The 15,504-nt window shown below is 65.8% G+C and carries 15 protein-coding genes, 1 pseudogene and 1 riboswitch; of the genes and pseudogenes, 10 read left to right on the top strand and 6 right to left on the bottom strand.

Going from position 1 to position 15,504, the window contains the following annotated elements; all coding sequences use genetic code 11:
- Window position 1: 1 nt before the first annotated feature.
- Window positions 2–2,566, top strand: a complete 2,565-nt coding sequence (gene ligD, locus ACP69V_RS13380) for a DNA ligase D (protein WP_426024312.1) — start codon at window positions 2–4, stop codon at window positions 2,564–2,566.
- Here ligD and ACP69V_RS13375 read toward each other — a convergent pair.
- Together ACP69V_RS13375 and ACP69V_RS13370 are read right to left on the bottom strand one after the other, a co-directional pair.
- A complete protein-coding gene (locus ACP69V_RS13375) occupies window positions 2,460–3,467 on the bottom strand; it encodes a hypothetical protein (RefSeq protein ID WP_426024311.1) in 1,008 nt (335 codons plus the stop codon). The two genes, ligD and ACP69V_RS13375, sit on opposite strands and share 107 nt — an antisense overlap.
- 335 nt (window positions 3,468–3,802) lie before the next feature.
- The gene (locus ACP69V_RS13370) at window positions 3,803–3,979 is read right to left on the bottom strand and encodes a hypothetical protein (protein WP_426024310.1); all 177 of its coding nucleotides are present in this window, start codon (window positions 3,977–3,979) and stop codon (window positions 3,803–3,805) included.
- 410 nt (window positions 3,980–4,389) lie between these two features.
- Between ACP69V_RS13370 and ACP69V_RS13365 the strand changes: the two genes are divergently transcribed.
- Window positions 4,390–6,024 carry an AAA family ATPase gene (locus tag ACP69V_RS13365; RefSeq protein ID WP_426024309.1) on the top strand — a complete coding sequence of 545 codons (1,635 nt, stop codon included), beginning with the start codon at window positions 4,390–4,392 and terminating at the stop codon, window positions 6,022–6,024.
- Here ACP69V_RS13365 and thiC read toward each other — a convergent pair whose 3' ends face one another.
- The 3 genes from thiC to ACP69V_RS13350 form a co-directional block, all read right to left on the bottom strand.
- Entirely contained in the window at window positions 6,025–7,854 is a 1,830-nt protein-coding gene (gene thiC, locus ACP69V_RS13360) for a phosphomethylpyrimidine synthase ThiC (protein WP_426024710.1), read from the bottom strand.
- Between the two features lie 138 nt (window positions 7,855–7,992).
- Window positions 7,993–8,101, bottom strand: a riboswitch (TPP riboswitch).
- A gap of 16 nt (window positions 8,102–8,117) precedes the next feature.
- On the bottom strand, window positions 8,118–8,507 hold the full coding sequence (locus tag ACP69V_RS13355; RefSeq protein WP_426024308.1) for a hypothetical protein: 390 nt from the start codon (window positions 8,505–8,507) through the stop codon (window positions 8,118–8,120).
- Window positions 8,508–8,513: 6 nt separating this feature from the next.
- Window positions 8,514–9,341, bottom strand: coding sequence for a TIGR02587 family membrane protein (locus ACP69V_RS13350; protein WP_426024307.1), 828 nt, complete (start codon window positions 9,339–9,341; stop codon window positions 8,514–8,516).
- Between the two features lie 86 nt (window positions 9,342–9,427).
- Between ACP69V_RS13350 and ACP69V_RS13345 the strand changes: the two genes are divergently transcribed.
- The 4 genes and pseudogenes from ACP69V_RS13345 to ACP69V_RS13330 form a co-directional block, all read left to right on the top strand.
- Window positions 9,428–10,435 carry a D-cysteine desulfhydrase gene (locus tag ACP69V_RS13345; protein WP_426024306.1) on the top strand — a complete coding sequence of 336 codons (1,008 nt, stop codon included), beginning with the start codon at window positions 9,428–9,430 and terminating at the stop codon, window positions 10,433–10,435.
- Window positions 10,432–10,680 carry a DUF3253 domain-containing protein gene (locus ACP69V_RS13340; RefSeq protein WP_426024305.1) on the top strand — a complete coding sequence of 83 codons (249 nt, stop codon included), beginning with the start codon at window positions 10,432–10,434 and terminating at the stop codon, window positions 10,678–10,680. The genes ACP69V_RS13345 and ACP69V_RS13340 overlap by 4 nt, the downstream gene beginning before the upstream one ends.
- A gap of 48 nt (window positions 10,681–10,728) precedes the next feature.
- Window positions 10,729–11,229 carry a hypothetical protein gene (locus ACP69V_RS13335; RefSeq protein ID WP_426024304.1) on the top strand — a complete coding sequence of 167 codons (501 nt, stop codon included), beginning with the start codon at window positions 10,729–10,731 and terminating at the stop codon, window positions 11,227–11,229.
- Between the two features lie 14 nt (window positions 11,230–11,243).
- Window positions 11,244–11,405: pseudogene (locus ACP69V_RS13330) on the top strand (D-cysteine desulfhydrase); the annotation flags it as partial.
- Window positions 11,406–11,454: 49 nt separating this feature from the next.
- Here the strand turns inward: ACP69V_RS13330 and ACP69V_RS13325 are convergent.
- The gene (locus tag ACP69V_RS13325) at window positions 11,455–12,189 is read right to left on the bottom strand and encodes an SDR family NAD(P)-dependent oxidoreductase (RefSeq protein WP_426024303.1); all 735 of its coding nucleotides are present in this window, start codon (window positions 12,187–12,189) and stop codon (window positions 11,455–11,457) included.
- Between the two features lie 121 nt (window positions 12,190–12,310).
- Between ACP69V_RS13325 and ACP69V_RS13320 the strand changes: the two genes are divergently transcribed.
- The 4 genes from ACP69V_RS13320 (at window position 12,311) to ACP69V_RS13305 (ending at window position 15,393) form a co-directional block, all read left to right on the top strand.
- Window positions 12,311–12,715, top strand: a complete 405-nt coding sequence (locus ACP69V_RS13320) for a winged helix-turn-helix transcriptional regulator (protein ID WP_426024302.1) — start codon at window positions 12,311–12,313, stop codon at window positions 12,713–12,715.
- A complete protein-coding gene (locus ACP69V_RS13315; RefSeq protein ID WP_426024301.1) occupies window positions 12,712–13,389 on the top strand; it encodes an aspartate/glutamate racemase family protein in 678 nt (225 codons plus the stop codon). Before ACP69V_RS13320 ends, ACP69V_RS13315 begins: the two co-directional genes overlap by 4 nt.
- A 223-nt stretch (window positions 13,390–13,612) precedes the next feature.
- Entirely contained in the window at window positions 13,613–14,551 is a 939-nt protein-coding gene (locus ACP69V_RS13310; protein WP_426024300.1) for a nucleoside hydrolase, read from the top strand.
- Window positions 14,548–15,393, top strand: coding sequence for a ribokinase (locus ACP69V_RS13305; protein ID WP_426024299.1), 846 nt, complete (start codon window positions 14,548–14,550; stop codon window positions 15,391–15,393). The genes ACP69V_RS13310 and ACP69V_RS13305 overlap by 4 nt, the downstream gene beginning before the upstream one ends.
- The last annotated feature ends 111 nt before the right edge of the window (window positions 15,394–15,504 follow it).

The following is a 15,504-nucleotide window of genomic DNA, read 5'->3' as shown; positions in this document are numbered from 1 at the left end:
TATGCGCGGTGAGCTGAAGACCTATCAGGCCAAGCGGCGGTTCGGCGAGACGCCCGAGCCGAAGGGCGCCAAGGGCGGCCGGGGCAAGGGCGGTTTCCGCTATCTGATCCAGCGCCATGCGGCGACGCGGCTGCATTATGATTTCCGCATCGAGGCGGACGGGGTGCTGAAATCCTGGGCCGTGACCAAGGCGCCGTCGCGCGACACGGCGGTCAAGCGGCTGGCGGTCGAGGTCGAGGATCATCCGCTGGATTACGGATCGTTCGAGGGGACCATTCCCGACGGCAACTATGGCGCCGGCACGGTGCAGATGTGGGACGTCGGAACCTGGGAGCCGCAGGAGCCGGACCTGGAGGCGGCCTGGGCCAAGGGCCAGATCAAGATGATCCTTCACGGCGAGCGGCTGAAGGGCAAATGGGCGCTGATCCGGTTGAAGAGCGACCGGGGCAAGCCGTCCAAGCGCAACAACTGGCTGCTGCTGAAGGAGAAGGACGACTTCGCCGTGGCGGGGGAGGGGGACGCCTTAGCCGAGATCGACGCCTCGGTGACGACCGGGCGATCGCTGGCCGAGATCGCGGACGGGACCAAGGAATGGACGGCGTCCAAGCCGACCGGGCGTAAAGGGCCGGCCAAGCCCAGGCCGTCAAAGGCGGCGACCAAGGCGACCAAGCCGCCGGCCTTCGTGCCGATCCAGCTGTGCAAGGTGACCGACCATCCGCCGGGCGGGACGGGCTGGGCGCACGAGATCAAGTTCGACGGATACCGCATCCAGATCGGCGTCGGCGGCGGTCGGGCGGTCTTGAGGACGCGCAAGGGTCTGGACTGGAGCGACCGGTTCGCGGACCTGGCGGCGGACGCCGCGACCTGGCCCGACGCGGTGATCGACGGCGAGCTGTGCGCGCTGGACGACGATCATATGCCGGACTTCGGGGCGTTGCAGGCCGCGATCTCGGACGAGAAGACGGGGGGGCTGGTCTATTTCGCCTTCGACCTGCTGTTCGAGGGGGCGGAGGATCTGCGCAAACTGCCGCTGTCGCATCGCAAGGCGCGGCTGCAGGCCTATGTGGACCGGATCGGAAAGGCGGGGGCAACGCGGCTGCGCTACGTCGAGCATTTCGCCTCGACCGGGCAGGCGGTGCTGGAGAGCGCCTGTCGGATGGATCTGGAAGGGGTGATCTCCAAGAAGTTGGACGCGCCCTATCACGCCGGGCGGTCCTCGACCTGGCTGAAGTCCAAATGCCGGGGGCGCGACGAGGTGGTGATCGGCGGCTGGTCGTCGGAAGGCGGAACGCGGTTTCGGTCCCTGCTGGTCGGGGTCAAGGACAAGGGCGGCCTGCGCTATCTGGGCCGTGTCGGGACCGGCTATGGCGAGGCGGTGACGAAGACCCTGGTTCCGGCGCTCAAGGGCGTGGCGGCGGACAAGTCGCCCTTTGTCGGGACAGGCGCGCCCAAGGCGGCCAAGGACATCCACTGGGTCAAGCCGGTGCTGGTCGCCGAGGTCGAGCACGGCGGATACACCGAGGCGGGCTCGCTGAGGCAGGCGGCGTTCAAGGGTCTGCGCGAGGACAAGGCGGCCGCCGAGGTGACGCAGGCACCGCAACCGCCGACGGAGATGGGCGAGGCCGACACGAAGGCGACCACGACGGTGCGGGCGGCGGCAAAGCCGGGCAAGGTGGTCGTGGCGGGCGTGACGATCTCTAGCCCCGACAAGGTGCTGTGGCCCGCCGTCGGCGACCGGCCGGCGATCACCAAGGCGGACCTGGCGCGCTATTACGAGGCGGCGGCCGAGCGGATCCTGCCCCATGTGGCGGACCGGCCGACCTCGATCATTCGCGCGCCCGAGGGGATCGGCGGCGAGACCTTCTTCCAGCGCCACGCCATGGCGGGGTCGAACCCGCGGCTGAAGCTGATCGACGTCAAGGCGCGCACCCCTTATGTCGCCGCCGTCGATGTGGGCGGCCTGGTCGCCATCGCCCAGTCGGGGGGGCTTGAGCTGCACCCCTGGGGCTGTGCGCCGGGCGCGCCGGAGGTCCCGGACCAGATCACCTTCGACCTGGACCCCGACGAAGGGCTGGATTTCGCCGACGTGATCGCCGCCGCCAAGGGGGTGAAGACGAAGATCGAGGCCCTGGGCCTGGCGGCCTTCGTCAAGACGACCGGGGGCAAGGGTCTGCACGTCGTCGCGCCGATCAAGACCGACGCCCGGTCGCGCGTCACCTGGGATCAGAACAAGGCCTTCGCCAAGGCGGTGGCCGAGGCCATCCGCGCCGAGGCGCCGGACCGGTTCACCACGACCCTGGCCAAGAAGGCGCGGGGCGGAAAGATCTTCATCGACTATCTGAGGAACGGGCGGATGGCGACGGCGGTGGCCCCCTGGTCGCCACGCGCTCGGCCGGGGGCGGGGATCGCCTATCCGCTATCGTGGGGGCAGGTGAGGGCGGGGCTGGACCCGGCCGCGTTCAACCTGTGGACCTATGAGGCCCTGCTGAAGAAGCCTGATCCGTGGGCGGATTTTCGCAAGGCGGCGGTGAGCTTGAAACCGGCGCTGAAGGCGATGGGCGTCTGAAATCCCGCAGGGTGGAAGGTTCAGACTCCCTTTGCGAAAAAACACCGTCTGAACTGTGCAATTCGTCTGAAGTCGGGGACGGTTTCAGGTCGTCCAGCGCCTCCATCCGGGCCATCAGGGCGTCGCGGCCGGCGTAGTCGCCGGGCGTCAGGGCGGCGGCCTCCAGGGCGATGACGCCAATCTCCCGCGCGACGTCCGTGGCGCGTTCGGCCATGTCGGGGTCTTTCGGTTTCGGCTCGGGCTTCGGCGCGGATGGGGGCGCAGGCGGCTCCGCCTCGCGCGCCAGGCGGGTCAGATGGGCGTGCAGCCGCACCCACCGCGCGGCCTCCATCGCGCGCCCGGCCTGGACCGCCCGGCCCATCCGCACCAGGGCGTGGGCCGCCATCTCGGCGAAGTCGGGCAGGCCCTGCGCCGTCTCGAACGGCAGGTCGATGGGGTCGTCCATCGGCAAGGGAGAGGGATCGTCCTGATCCTCGCGCCGCCAGCCTTCGTCCCTGGCGCGGGCGCGAAAGGTGCTGACCCCCATGCCGTAACGGGCGCTGACCGCCTCGGCCGTGTCGCCCTCCAGATAGGCCTTGCCTGCCGCCTGCCAGGCCTCTTGCGACAGGCGGCGATAGCCGCGATTGTGGCCCCGGTCGGCGTTCCGCGCGACGGCGTCGCAGGCCGCGAGGGCCGGCGGCCGCAACAGATGCATCGGCAGGCCGTGCGTGCGCCAGAACCGCACCTCGGCCTCGGCCGAGCAGTCCAGGTGAAGCGCGTCGCGATACGCCTGTTCCAGACCCGCCGCGCGCAGGACGCGGATCTGATCCAGCCCCTGCTGCGTGGCCGCATCGTAAAGCGGGTCTCGCGGCCCATCGAACCCGCCGCCCTCGCCGTCGTCATAGGCCTGATCGTCGTGCATCCCGTCCCCCGGCTGTCGCCCACGCCCGATCCCAGGACGCGCCCCCAGTCTAAGGCCGTCCCGAACCGTGATAGGGTAGAGGCCGTCGATTTCGCGAAAGCCGAGGGATTTCAACGGGGCGGGAGGGGAGGTCGTGTATAGGAAGGGGCGCTAGCTGTGCATCCGTCCCTCTCCCGTTGGGAGAGGGCTTGAGGCTCGCAGAGCGCAGCGATGCGTTAGCCGAAAGGGTGAGGGTCGTGCGTCTGCGGCGAGGTCCGACCCTCACCCTTTCGCGTTTCCAATCGCTTCGCTCTCGGACGCTCAAGCCCTCTCCCAACGGGAGAGGGAGCACACGCCTAGGCCCGCTTCTTGCGGGGTGCAGCCGGGGCGTCGGCGGCGGTGACCAGATGCCCCTTCCAGCCGGGCGGCGGCAGGAACTTGCCGGACTTCTCCTCGCGCGTGCCTTCGCGCGCCACGCGAGCGGCGTCGCGCAGGGCCTTCAATGTGGTTTCGCGGTCGAAGATCGTGTTCATTTCGGACCCCAATCTAGCAGAAGTCGCAACGACCGTCCCTCTCCCGTTGGGAGAGGGCTTGAGGCTCGCAGAGCGCAGCGATGCGCCAGCCGAAAGGGTGAGGGTCGTGCGTCTGCGGCGAGGTCCGACCCTCACCCTTTCGCGCAAGTCTGATCGCCTGACGGCTCTCAGGCGCTCAAGCCCTCTCCCAACGGGAGAGGGAGGCCGCTGGCTAACGTCAGGCCCGCTTCTTCCGGGTGCAGCCGGCGCAGCGTGTCTTGTGGTACGCCCTGACACCCTTGCGTTAATCGTTAGCCAGGCTGTTGGACAACAAATGAAGGATACACTCCGAAACTCATTTTTCTACCTTGTCTATCCCAAGCTAGGCTTTAGTGGTTCGCCTTCCAGTTGCGATCACGTTTGGAGTTGAAGTGCGAAGCTACCACGTTCCCATAAAGCCGACTGCACCAGACACCGGAGCAACCCAGGAGTTTGTCCACTACCAGCTTGGTGTTGGAGAGGTGCTTTTCATTGCAGGTCCGAACGGCGTCGGTAAGTCGTCTCTGATCCACGTTATTGGACGGTCATTTGGCCAAGATTCAGAGATATTTTCTGGCCACAGACAGATACACTTTACGTCCGACGATACTGAACAGACAGGAATGAGCTTGCAGCAGCTGCAGGTTCAAATGATGCAACACAATCAGGCGTCCAATCGATTTCGAAATGCATGGAGCGAGCAGCATCTGAAGTCTGTCGTCAGGCGTGTACTAAATCAGCAAGCTCAGGATAACGATGACATTGTTTCAGATTCAATTGAAACCGGAAGATCGACATCAGACATAGCTTTAGAGAAGCCGAGAACTATATCGGTTATTAACAGCATATTTGCTGATTCCGACTTGGCCGTTAGTATTTCATTAAAAGAAGGAATGCTTCGTGCTTCGCGGGATGGTGGAGAGCATTATGGTATTGATCGGTTGTCAGATGGTGAGCGTGCTGCATTACTTGTAGTAGGTGCAATACTTGTCCGGCCAAAAAATTCAGTGATTGCAATCGATGAGCCTGAGAAGCACTTAAATCCACTGATATCAGCGGCCTTAATTGCTAGGACGATTAGAGCTAGGCCTGACCTTTCATATGTAATCGCGTCTCACGATCTAAATCTCATAGAATCGACAAAGCCAAAAAATATAATATATGTAAAAAGTTCTGAAGTAGTTAACTTAGATGTTAACAGTGAGAACAGAACGTTTGATATACAGGTATTGCCTGGTAATTCGGATGTTCCGGAGGATGTGCGCAGATCGGTCTTGGGTGCGCGGAAGTCTCTGCTCTTTGTTGAGGGAGATCACAGCACTGACTACGCCTTGTACAAAAATATATTCGATAATTTCTCAGTGGTTCCTCGTGGCGGTTGGGAATCAGTCGCTCAGTCGGTGAAGGTTTTGGAGGCAAGCCCAACATACCACTGGGTTCAAGCGGCAGGTCTTATCGACAGAGATGGTCGAGATTCGAGTGAAGCTGATAAGCTTAAGTCCGATAAGATATTCTGCATCCCGGTTCCGACGATAGAAAATCTTTATCTACATCCAGCAATAATCCGGATAATGGCTGATAGCATTCATTCTATTTATGGCGGTCTATCTGTAAAAGACAGAATAAAGCAAGCTGATGAAGCTGGAAGGAAGGCACTAAACAAAGACAAAGAAAATATAGTCGCCAGGATTGTAGTCTGGAGAGCGAATAGGGAACTTTCTTCGCGGAAGCCTTCGGTTAAGTCTATAAAGTCAGGTCTTAAGCTTATAAGCGGAGTGGATGTTGGTCAAATTCACCTGTTAGCAAGTAAGGAGTTCGACGACAAGATGTCGGATAACCGAACGTTGCGTCCAACTTATCAGTTGCCTGTAAAAAACACCGGCGTACCTAACGACGTCGTAAAGGCACTAGGATTTCCCGGATTTGATGAATTCCGAATGGCGGTGGTGACCGCTCTGGAGGCCAGAAACGTATGCGGCCTTAAGTTGCGCAGGGTCTTGGCTAAGACCCTGCCGACAATCAACTAGTCACACCTTCACCTCCACCACCCCGCCCCCGGCCCGGAACTTGGCGCTCATCTCCGCCATCCCAGCCTCGGCGTCCACCAACGAACCGCCCGCATCGTTCTGCGCCGCTGCGTCCCTGCGGATGTCCTGGCTGATCTTCATGCTGCAGAACTTGGGGCCGCACATGGAGCAGAAGTGGGCGGTCTTGTGGGCTTCCTTGGGCAGGGTGGCGTCGTGGTATTTGCGGGCGGTTTCGGGGTCTAGCCCTAAGTTGAACTGGTCTTCCCAGCGGAACTCGAACCGGGCGCGCGACAGGGCGTCGTCGTGCAGGCGGGCGGCGGGGTGGCCCTTGGCCAGGTCGGCGGCGTGGGCGGCGATCTTGTAGGTGATGACGCCGTCCTTGACGTCCTGACGGTCGGGCAGGCCCAGATGCTCCTTGGGCGTGACGTAGCAGAGCATGGCCGTGCCGAACCATCCGATCATGGCCGCCCCGATGGCCGATGTGATGTGGTCATAGCCGGGGGCGATGTCGGTGGTGAGGGGGCCAAGCGTATAGAAGGGCGCCTCGTGGCAGTGTTTCAGCTGCTCATCCATGTTCGCCTTGATCTTGTGCATCGGCACGTGTCCGGGACCCTCGATCATGACCTGGCAGCCCTTGGCCCAGGCGATCTTGGTCAGTTCGCCCAGGGTGCGCAGCTCGGCGAACTGGGCCTCGTCATTGGCGTCGGCGATGGAGCCGGGGCGCAGGCCGTCGCCAAGGCTGAACGACACGTCATAGGCGCGCATGATGTCGCAGATGTCCTCGAAATGCTCGTAGAGGAAGCTCTCCTTGTGGTGGGACAGGCACCATTTGGCCATGATGGAGCCGCCGCGCGAGACGATGCCGGTGACGCGTTTGGCCGTCATCGGCACGAAGGGCAGGCGCACCCCCGCGTGGATGGTGAAATAGTCGACGCCCTGTTCGGCCTGTTCGATCAGGGTGTCGCGGAACACCTCCCACGTCAGGTCCTCGGCGACGCCGTTCACCTTCTCCAGCGCCTGATAGATGGGCACGGTGCCGATGGGGACGCTGGAGTTGCGGATGATCCAGTCGCGGATGTTGTGGATGTTGCGGCCGGTCGACAGGTCCATGACGTTGTCGGCGCCCCAGCGGGTGGCCCAGACCAGTTTGTCGACCTCGTCGTCCACGGACGACAGGACCGCACTATTTCCGATGTTGGCATTGATCTTCACCAGGAAGTTGCGGCCGATGATCATCGGCTCGACCTCGGGGTGGTTGATGTTGTGCGGGATGATGGCGCGGCCGCGCGCGATCTCTTGCCGGACGAACTCGGGGGTCACGAAGTCGGGGATGGATGCGCCGAAGTCTTCGCCGTCGCGGATGCAGGGGGCGGACTGCTCGCGGCGCAGGTTCTCGCGGATGGCGACATATTCCATCTCGGGCGTGATGATCCCGGCCTGGGCGTATTCGTACTGGGTCACCGGGCGGCCCTCGACGCCCTTGAACACCTTGTGGTTCGAGACGTCGAAACGGGGGGCCAGGTTCTTGCCGCTGGCGTGGCCGTTGTCCTCGGGCTTGACCTCGCGCGGGTTCGCGACGGGGGCGATGTCGCCGCGGTCCAGCTGCCAGCTGGACTTGACCAGGGGCAGGCCCTGCTTGATGTCGATGGTCACCGTCGGGTCGGTATAGGGGCCTGAGCTGTCATAGATGGTCACCGGCGGTTCGTTGGCCGAGGGGTGGACGGCGACCTCGCGGAAGGGGACGCGGATGTCGGGGTAGAGCTCGCCGGCGACATAGACCTTGCGGCTGCCCGCCCGTTCGCCCGTGGGGATGGTTCCGGTTTCGCGCATGACTGCGTCGCGCGCGTCCTTCAGCGCCAGATCCACATTGGGTTCTTCGGGCAGGACGGGCGGGGTGACTTGGATGTTCATGGCGGCCTCAAACGGTTGAGGTCTGCCGACGTCGGGCGGAACGGTCCTGTTGCGTGGACCCGTAAGCGTTTCCCATCCCTTCGCCGGCATGACCCGGATCAGGTTCGACGGGTCAGGCGGCTACGCCAATCTCAGCCGCTCGATTGCGACCCCCCGGAGAACGAAGGGACCATAACCCAGGCTCAGGGCGCGGACCAGCCCTTGACCGAGATGGACGCCGCGCGCGGGTCGGCGTCGAAGCGGAGGTAGGCCTGGGCGTGGCCGTGGCGCGGGACGTAGTCGAGGCTGGCGGTCGCGGTCTGGTCGCCCAGGACGCCCTCGATCTCGACGGCGGCGGCGGTGTCGTCGCCGTCGTTCTGGACGCGGATGGTGGCGACGTGGCCGGCGGCGGTGGCCTCGACCGCGACGATGCGAGCGCTGAGGGCCGGGGGCGCGGCGGGCTGAAGCGCCTCCCACACCACGATGCCGATGGCCGACAGGGTGACGACGGCGCCGACCACGGCCATCACCCATTGCAGGACGGGGCGGCCGGGGTCTACGGACTTGGCTTTGGCGGACGATTTGGCGGGCATGGATCCTCAGACCAGAAGGCGGGCGGCGGCGGCGCCGATGGCGGCGGGAAAGCCCAGCACGATGGCGATCTGGACCACGCCCTGCACCGACAGGCCGTCCGTGCGCCCGAAGACATAGAGGGCGAACAGGCTGATCCCCAGGGCGATGGCGTAGCCGGGCAGGGTGAAATGCATGAAGGCGTGCAGGGGCCGATCCGCCTCTTCCTGACCGGCGAACCCGGCGTTGAAGACGATCAGGTGCAGCAGCAGCAGCGAAAGGGCGATCAGGGCCAGGACATGCAGGGCCGTGGCCTTGTAGGCGATCAGGATGATCTCCTCGGTCGGGGCGATGTTCAAAGCGAAGAACAGCGCGCCCGCCGCCATCAGGAACAGCTCGCCGAAATAGGAGGCCGCGTCCTCGTCGGTGTCGCCGCCCCCATCCCCACTGAGTTGACGTCGCGCCAGAAGCGCCCCCATGGCGCCGGGCACGGCCTGCAGCGCGACCATGCCGATGGCCTCGTGCGGCGGGGCGTTCCACTGGACCACGCCGAACAGGATCAGCAGCACCGAGGCGGTGACGAAGCCGACGGCCAGGGCCACGGCGGTGTCGAGGATGTCGTTTCGAAACCCGCGCCGCTTTGAAAAGCCCGCATAATAGGCCAGGCCGTACAGCAGGGGCAGGCCGGCCAGGATGAAGGTCAGCAGCCGCCAGCGCTCCATGGCCACGCCCTGCTCCCACATCTCCATCGTCATCAAGAGCGGGATGTTGAACACCAGGGCGCCGGCGAAGGCGCGGGCCAGATCGCGGACGTAGGCGCGTTCCTTGCGCAGGTCGATCATGGCGGCGGCGGTCATGGGGCGGCAACGCTTGATGGTCGGCTTTGGCTCCTTGGGCCTGTCATGCAGCCGCGCTATCAAGGCAGGGAACAGGAGCCGTCCCCATGCATCTCGCCCGTTTCGCCCGCATCCGCCTGGCCCATCTGCCGACGCCGCTGGAGCCGCTGCCCCGGTTGTCGGAGGCGCTGGGCGTGGATCTGTGGATCAAGCGCGACGACTGCACCGGCCTGGCGGGCGGGGGCAACAAGACGAGGAAGCTGGAGTTCCTGCTGGGCGCGGCGTTCGAGCAGGACGCCGATACGCTGGTGACGCAAGGGGCGGTGCAGTCGAACCATGTGCGCCAGACGGCGGCGGCGGCCGCCGCGCACGGCCTGGCCTGCGAGATCATTCTGGAGGAGCGGACGGGGTCGAAGGCCAGCGACTATGTCGGCAACGGCAACGTGCTGCTGGACCGTCTGTTCGGAGCCAGCATCCGCAGCGTGCCGGGCGGGACGGACATGGTCGCCGAGCTGGAGACGACGGCGGACGCCGTGCGGGCGCGTGGCGGCAAGCCCTATGTCATTCCCGGCGGCGGTTCGAACCCCATTGGGGCCCTGGGCTATGTCGATTGCGCGCGCGAGATCGTGGTCCAGGCCGACGAGATGGACCTGGAGGTCCACCGGATCGTGACGGCGACGGGCAGCGCGGGCACCCACGCGGGCCTGGTCGCCGGACTGGCGGTCATGGGGGCGGACATTCCGGTGCTGGGCATCGGGGTGCGGGCGCCGAAGGAGAAGCAGGAGGCGAACGTCTTCAAACTGGCCGAGGAGACGGCCGCCCTGCTGGGCCAGCCGGGGCGGGTGACGCGCGAGAGGGTGGTCGCCGACTGCGACTATGTGGGCGAGGGCTACGGCCTGATCGACCAGGGGGTGATCGACGCCCTGACCCTGGCGGCGCGGACCGATGGGATCGTGCTGGACCCGGTCTATTCCGGCAAGGCGATGAAGGGGCTGATCGCCCTGGCGCGGGCCGGTGAATTCCGGGGCGAGACGGTGGTCTTCCTGCATACCGGCGGGGCGCAGGGCTTGTTCGGCTATCAGAGCGAAATCGAGGGGGCGCTGTCGGGTCGGTGAGCCGGGTGGACGCGCGCGAGGCGACGCTGGCGTTGCTGGCCGCCCGTGCGGAGGACGCGACCGTCTGTCCCAGCGAAGTGGCGCGGGCGCTGACCGTGGCGACCGGGGACTGGCGCGAGGCGATGCCGGAGGTTCATGCGGCGGTGGATCAGATGGTGAGCGACGGGTCGGTGCGTCTGAGCTGGAAGGGGCGCAGGCTGGAGGTCAGGGGCGGGCCGTATCGCATCGGGCGCGGTGGGGGTTGAGGCAGCCGCAACGATTGCGGTTTTCGAGAATACGGATAACACATGTCTATGGCTGAGCTTCCTCAACATGTTGCACGAGCACACCCTGCGGTCCTTACGGCAATTTTTGTCGTTGGCGGAATTGCGCAGGTAGTCCTGTCCGGTGCGTCCCTTCCGCCCCTTGCGCGAGGACTTCTGACCGCCTTGCCGATAGCCGCCACCTGCCTTTGGTGCTGGTCGGTTTTTTTCGTGGCGAAAGCATCCAGCACGACCTCCCCTCCACCGTCATGGACATGGCTGTTTGCGGTCCCGCCGATCATCCCGATCATTGCAGTGCTGGCCGACTGGTCCATGAATAACAGTCCTGTCTCCCTGGCGTTCTTCATCGTCTTTTTCGTCGTCCTATGGTTCGCCGCTCAGGCATTGGAAAACGCAGATGCCCTCACCGACCATGCGCCAGCCGGACGGATAACGGTGACGATGTTCTTTATGTTCTTCGCCTTGTTGGGTGTTTGGATATTGTGGCCGAAAATCAGGCGCGTTGAGGCAAGACGCGCGTCTGCTTCCTAAGATTTTTGGACGTTATCGCGCTGGACCCGATCTATTCCGGGAAGGCGATGAAAGGGCTAATCGCCTTGGCGCGGGCCGGACAGTTCCGGGGCGAGACGGTGGTCTTCCTGCACACCGGCGGGGCGCAGGGGTTGTTCGGCTATCAGAGCGAGATCGAAGAGGCGCTGCTGAAATAGGGGCGTCGAGGGCTTCAATCGGATGATCGAAGCCCCTTTTTGCGTCGGCTCAGACCTGGGCCAGGCCGCCGTCGACGAAGACTTCGCCGCCGGTCATGAAGCTGCTGTCGGACGAGGCCAGGAAGGCGGCGACGGCGCCGGTCTCCGAGGGATCGCCCATGCGGCCCAGTACGGTGGAGGCGCCGATGGCGGCGAGGCCTTCTTCGCCCAGAACCTCGGTCGCCAGTTCAGTCGTGGTCGGTCCGGGGGACAGGACGTTGACGCGGATGCCGGTCCCCTTCAGATCCAGCGCCCAGCTTCGCGCCAGGTTGCGGATGGCCGCCTTGGTGGCGCTGTAGATGCTGAAGGCGGGGGTGCCCATGATGCCGGTGCTGGACCCGGTCAGGATGATCGAGCCGCCGGCCGACATCAGCGGCAGGGCCTTCTGCACCGTGAAGATCGTGCCCTTCACATTGACGTCGAAGGTCTGGTCGTAGTGTTCGGGCGTGATCTCGCCCAGCGCGGCGAAGGCGCCGGTCCCCGCATTGGCGAACAGGATGTCGAGCCCGCCGCGTTCCGCCTTCACCGTCGCATACAGTCGGTCCAGGTCGGCGGGATCGGTGATGGACCCGACGATCGCGCGGGCGTTCGGACCCAATGCGCCGACGGCCGCCTCAAGCTGCGCCTGGCGCCGTCCGAAGAGATAGACGAAGGCGCCTTCCTCGACGAACCGTTTGGCCGCGCCCAGTCCTATGCCGGTTCCGCCGCCCGTGATTACCGCCGTCTTGCCTTGTAGCCTGCTCATGATGTGCTCCTTCATTGAGGTTGCACTGAGCTGAGGCTCCACCCACCTATCGACAAGTATGCACCATTTGGTAAGTGCCTAGAAAATGTCGCTTGATCATCCAGAAACTTTTGCTGACCCGGTGTCGGTCCCGCCCTCGACGCCGGTCTGCACCCCGACCTTGCCCGGTTTCACCTGCGGGCTGGACGCCACCCTTCGTGTCGTGTCCGGCAAGTGGAAGCCGCTGATCCTGTACTTCCTCGCCCAGGACGGCCCGACCCGTTACGGCGAGCTGCGGCGTGCGATCCGCGACGTCAGCGACAAGGTGTTGATCCAGCATCTGAAGGAGCTGGAAGCCGACGGTCTGGTGAAGCGCACCGACTACAAGGAGGTGCCGCCGCGGGTGGACTATGGGCTGACGCCGCTGGGCGTCAGCCTGGCGCGGGCGCTGGTGCCGCTGTGCACCTGGGGCGTGGAGAACATGGCCGAGGTGACGCGCCTGTTCGCCCAGCGCGATCCGGCGAACGGCAAGTGCGCAAAAGCATGAGCAAGATTCTGGGCGTCATCGGGGGCATGGGGCCGGCGGCGACGGTGGCGTTTCTGGAGCGGGTGCAGGCGTTGACGCCGGCCCAGGGGGATGCGGAACACATAAGGGTTCTGATGGATATGAACCCTCAGGTGCCGGACCGGAACACGCGTCCGGGCGAGGCGGAGGTGGTGCTGGGTCAGATGGCGGCGCGGCTGGCGGCGGCGGGGGCGCAGGTGATGGCCATGCCGTGCAACACCGCCCATGCGCAGGCGGGCGGGATACGCGCGGTGTGTGAGGCGCAAGGGTTGGGCTTCATCGACATGATCGCGGCGACGGCGGATGCGGCGGTCGTGTCGGGTGTGCAGCGGATCGGGGTGCTGGCGACGCCGGGCGGGGAGCGGCTTTATCGGGCGGCGTTCGCGACGCGCGGGGTCGAGGCGGTGCTGCTGGACGGCGCGGATCGCGAGGCCTTCATGGGTTTGGTCTATGGGGTCAAGCGCGGCGATGTGGGCGAGGCGGCGCGGGCGGGGATGTTGCGGCTGGCGGGCGTGTTGGCGGATGCGGGGGCGCAGGCCTTGATCGCGGGGTGTACGGAGGTTCCGTTGCTGCTGCGGGCGGAGGATGCGCCGGTGGGGCTGACGGACTCGGCCGAGGTGCTGGCGCGGGTGTGCGTGGGGGCGTGTCTGGGTTGAGGTTCAAACCTCTCTGCCGTCACCCTCGGGCTTGTCCCGATGGCCCACATTTCCGCGAGACTTGCGGGTGATGGGGGCCTGACTGGGCTATGCGTTTCAGGGCTGAGAGCGCATCCGCTGTGGGCCCTCGGGACAAGCCCGAGGGTGACGGTCTTGAGTTCAACGCGAGGACCAAGGGCGGTTGCCGCTTGCCCCGCGCGGCCGGCCTGCCTAGTCATGCGCGGTGTCTATTCAATCCCTTATCATCGATTGCGACCCCGGCGTGGATGACGCCGTGGCGTTGTTCCTGGCCTTTGCGGCGCCTGAGCTGAACCTGCTGGCGGTCACCACCGTGGGGGGCAATGTCCCCGGCGCCCTGACCCAGCGCAATGCGCGGATCGTGCGCCAGATCGCCGGGCGCGAGGACGTGCCGGTGCATGGCGGGGCCGAAAGGCCGCTGAAGCGTCCGCCGGCGGGGGCGGGGGCGTTTCATGGGCCCGAGGGGCTGGGCGATCTGGAGCCGTTCCAGCCGTCGGGCATCGTCGGCGACGGGCCGGCCGCCAACGCCATCGTCGACCTGGTCATGAGCCGGCCGCAGGGTTCTGTCGCCGTCGCCGTCATGGGGCCGATGACCAATCTGGCCTTGGCGATGCGGCGCGAGCGGCGGCTGGCCGACTGGCTGGGGCCGGTGGTGATCATGGGCGGCGCGCGGTCGGAGGGGGGCAACATCACGCCGTCGGCCGAGTTCAACATCTGGGCCGACCCGGATGCGGCGGCGGTGGTGTTCGGATCGGGGTGCGAGGTCGTCGCCCTGGGGCTGGATGCGACCCATCAGGTGCGCGCGACCGAGGACCGGATCGCCGCCGTCGAGGCCATCGACAGCGAGGCGGCGCGGACGACGGCGTCGATGCTGCGGTTCTCGCAGCGGGTCGAACGCGAGGTCGTGGGCTGGGATTCCGCGCCGCTGCATGACCCCTGCACCATCGCCTGGCTGCTGAGGCCGGACCTGTTCGAGACGCGGGCGTGCCGGATCGAGGTCGAGACGGCGTCGGAGCTGACGCGCGGTCATACGGCGGTGGAGTTCCGGGTCGATCCGGCGACGGCGCGGCATCGCTGGGTCACAGCGGCGGACGGGCAGGGGGTGTTCGATCTGATCGTCGGCAAGCTGAGGGCGGCGGCGTGAGGATCACCGTCGTCGGCTCCATCAACCTGGACCTGGTGGCCACGGCGCCCAGCCTGCCGGCACCGGGCGAGACGGTGACGGGGGCGAGCCTGGCGCGCCATCCCGGCGGCAAGGGCGCCAACCAGGCGCTGGCGGCGGAGAAGCTGGGAGCCGAGGTCTGCCTGATCGGGCGGGTCGGCGACGACGCCATGTCGGGCGAGGCCCTGGCCCTGATGGCGGACATGGGCGTCGATCTGTCGGGGGTGGAGACGGACGTGGCGGCGCCGACGGGCGTGGCCCTGATCACCGTCGATCCCAGCGGCGAGAACCAGATCGTGGTGGCGGCGGGCGCCAATCATTTCGTGACGCCCGAACAGCTGCCGCAGCGGATCGAGGGGGCGTTGATCGTTCAGCTGGAGCTGCCGCTCGCGACGGTGGAGGCGGCGGTGGGTCGGTCGACCGGCTTCGTCTGCGCCAATCTGGCGCCCGCCGGGCCGGTGTCGGAGGCCCTGCTGCGCCGCGCCGACCTGATCGTCGTCAACGAGATCGAGGCCGCCTACTATGGCGACAGCCTGCACCGGGGCGGCGGCCGGGTGGTGGTGACCAAGGGCGCCAAGGGCGCGGCCATGTACCAGCGCGGCGTCGAAATGGCCTGGGCTGTGCCGCCCGTGGTTGAGGCGGTCGATGCGACGGGCGCCGGCGACGCCTTCGTCGCGGCCATCGTCGTGGCCCTGCTGGAAGGGATGGATCCGGCCGAGGCGCTGAAGTTCGCCTGTGCGGCCGGCGCGGTCGCGGCGACGCGCGCGGGGGCTCAGCCGTCGGCGCCGGAGCGCGATGAGGTCGAGGCTTTGCTGGCGGACTGAGGGAGAACGTCGCGCTCAAGCTGTGCCGTTAGGGCGTGACCTTATCGACACAAAACTGCCTCATTAAGCCAACTGGCTATTGCAGCAGGAAAATAATCGGTCACCCTGCCT

The sequence above is a fragment of the Brevundimonas sp. PWP3-1b1 genome, assembly GCF_049896065.1.
Taxonomy (GTDB): domain Bacteria; phylum Pseudomonadota; class Alphaproteobacteria; order Caulobacterales; family Caulobacteraceae; genus Brevundimonas; species Brevundimonas intermedia_B.
This window is presented reverse-complemented; position numbering and strand designations above follow the sequence as displayed.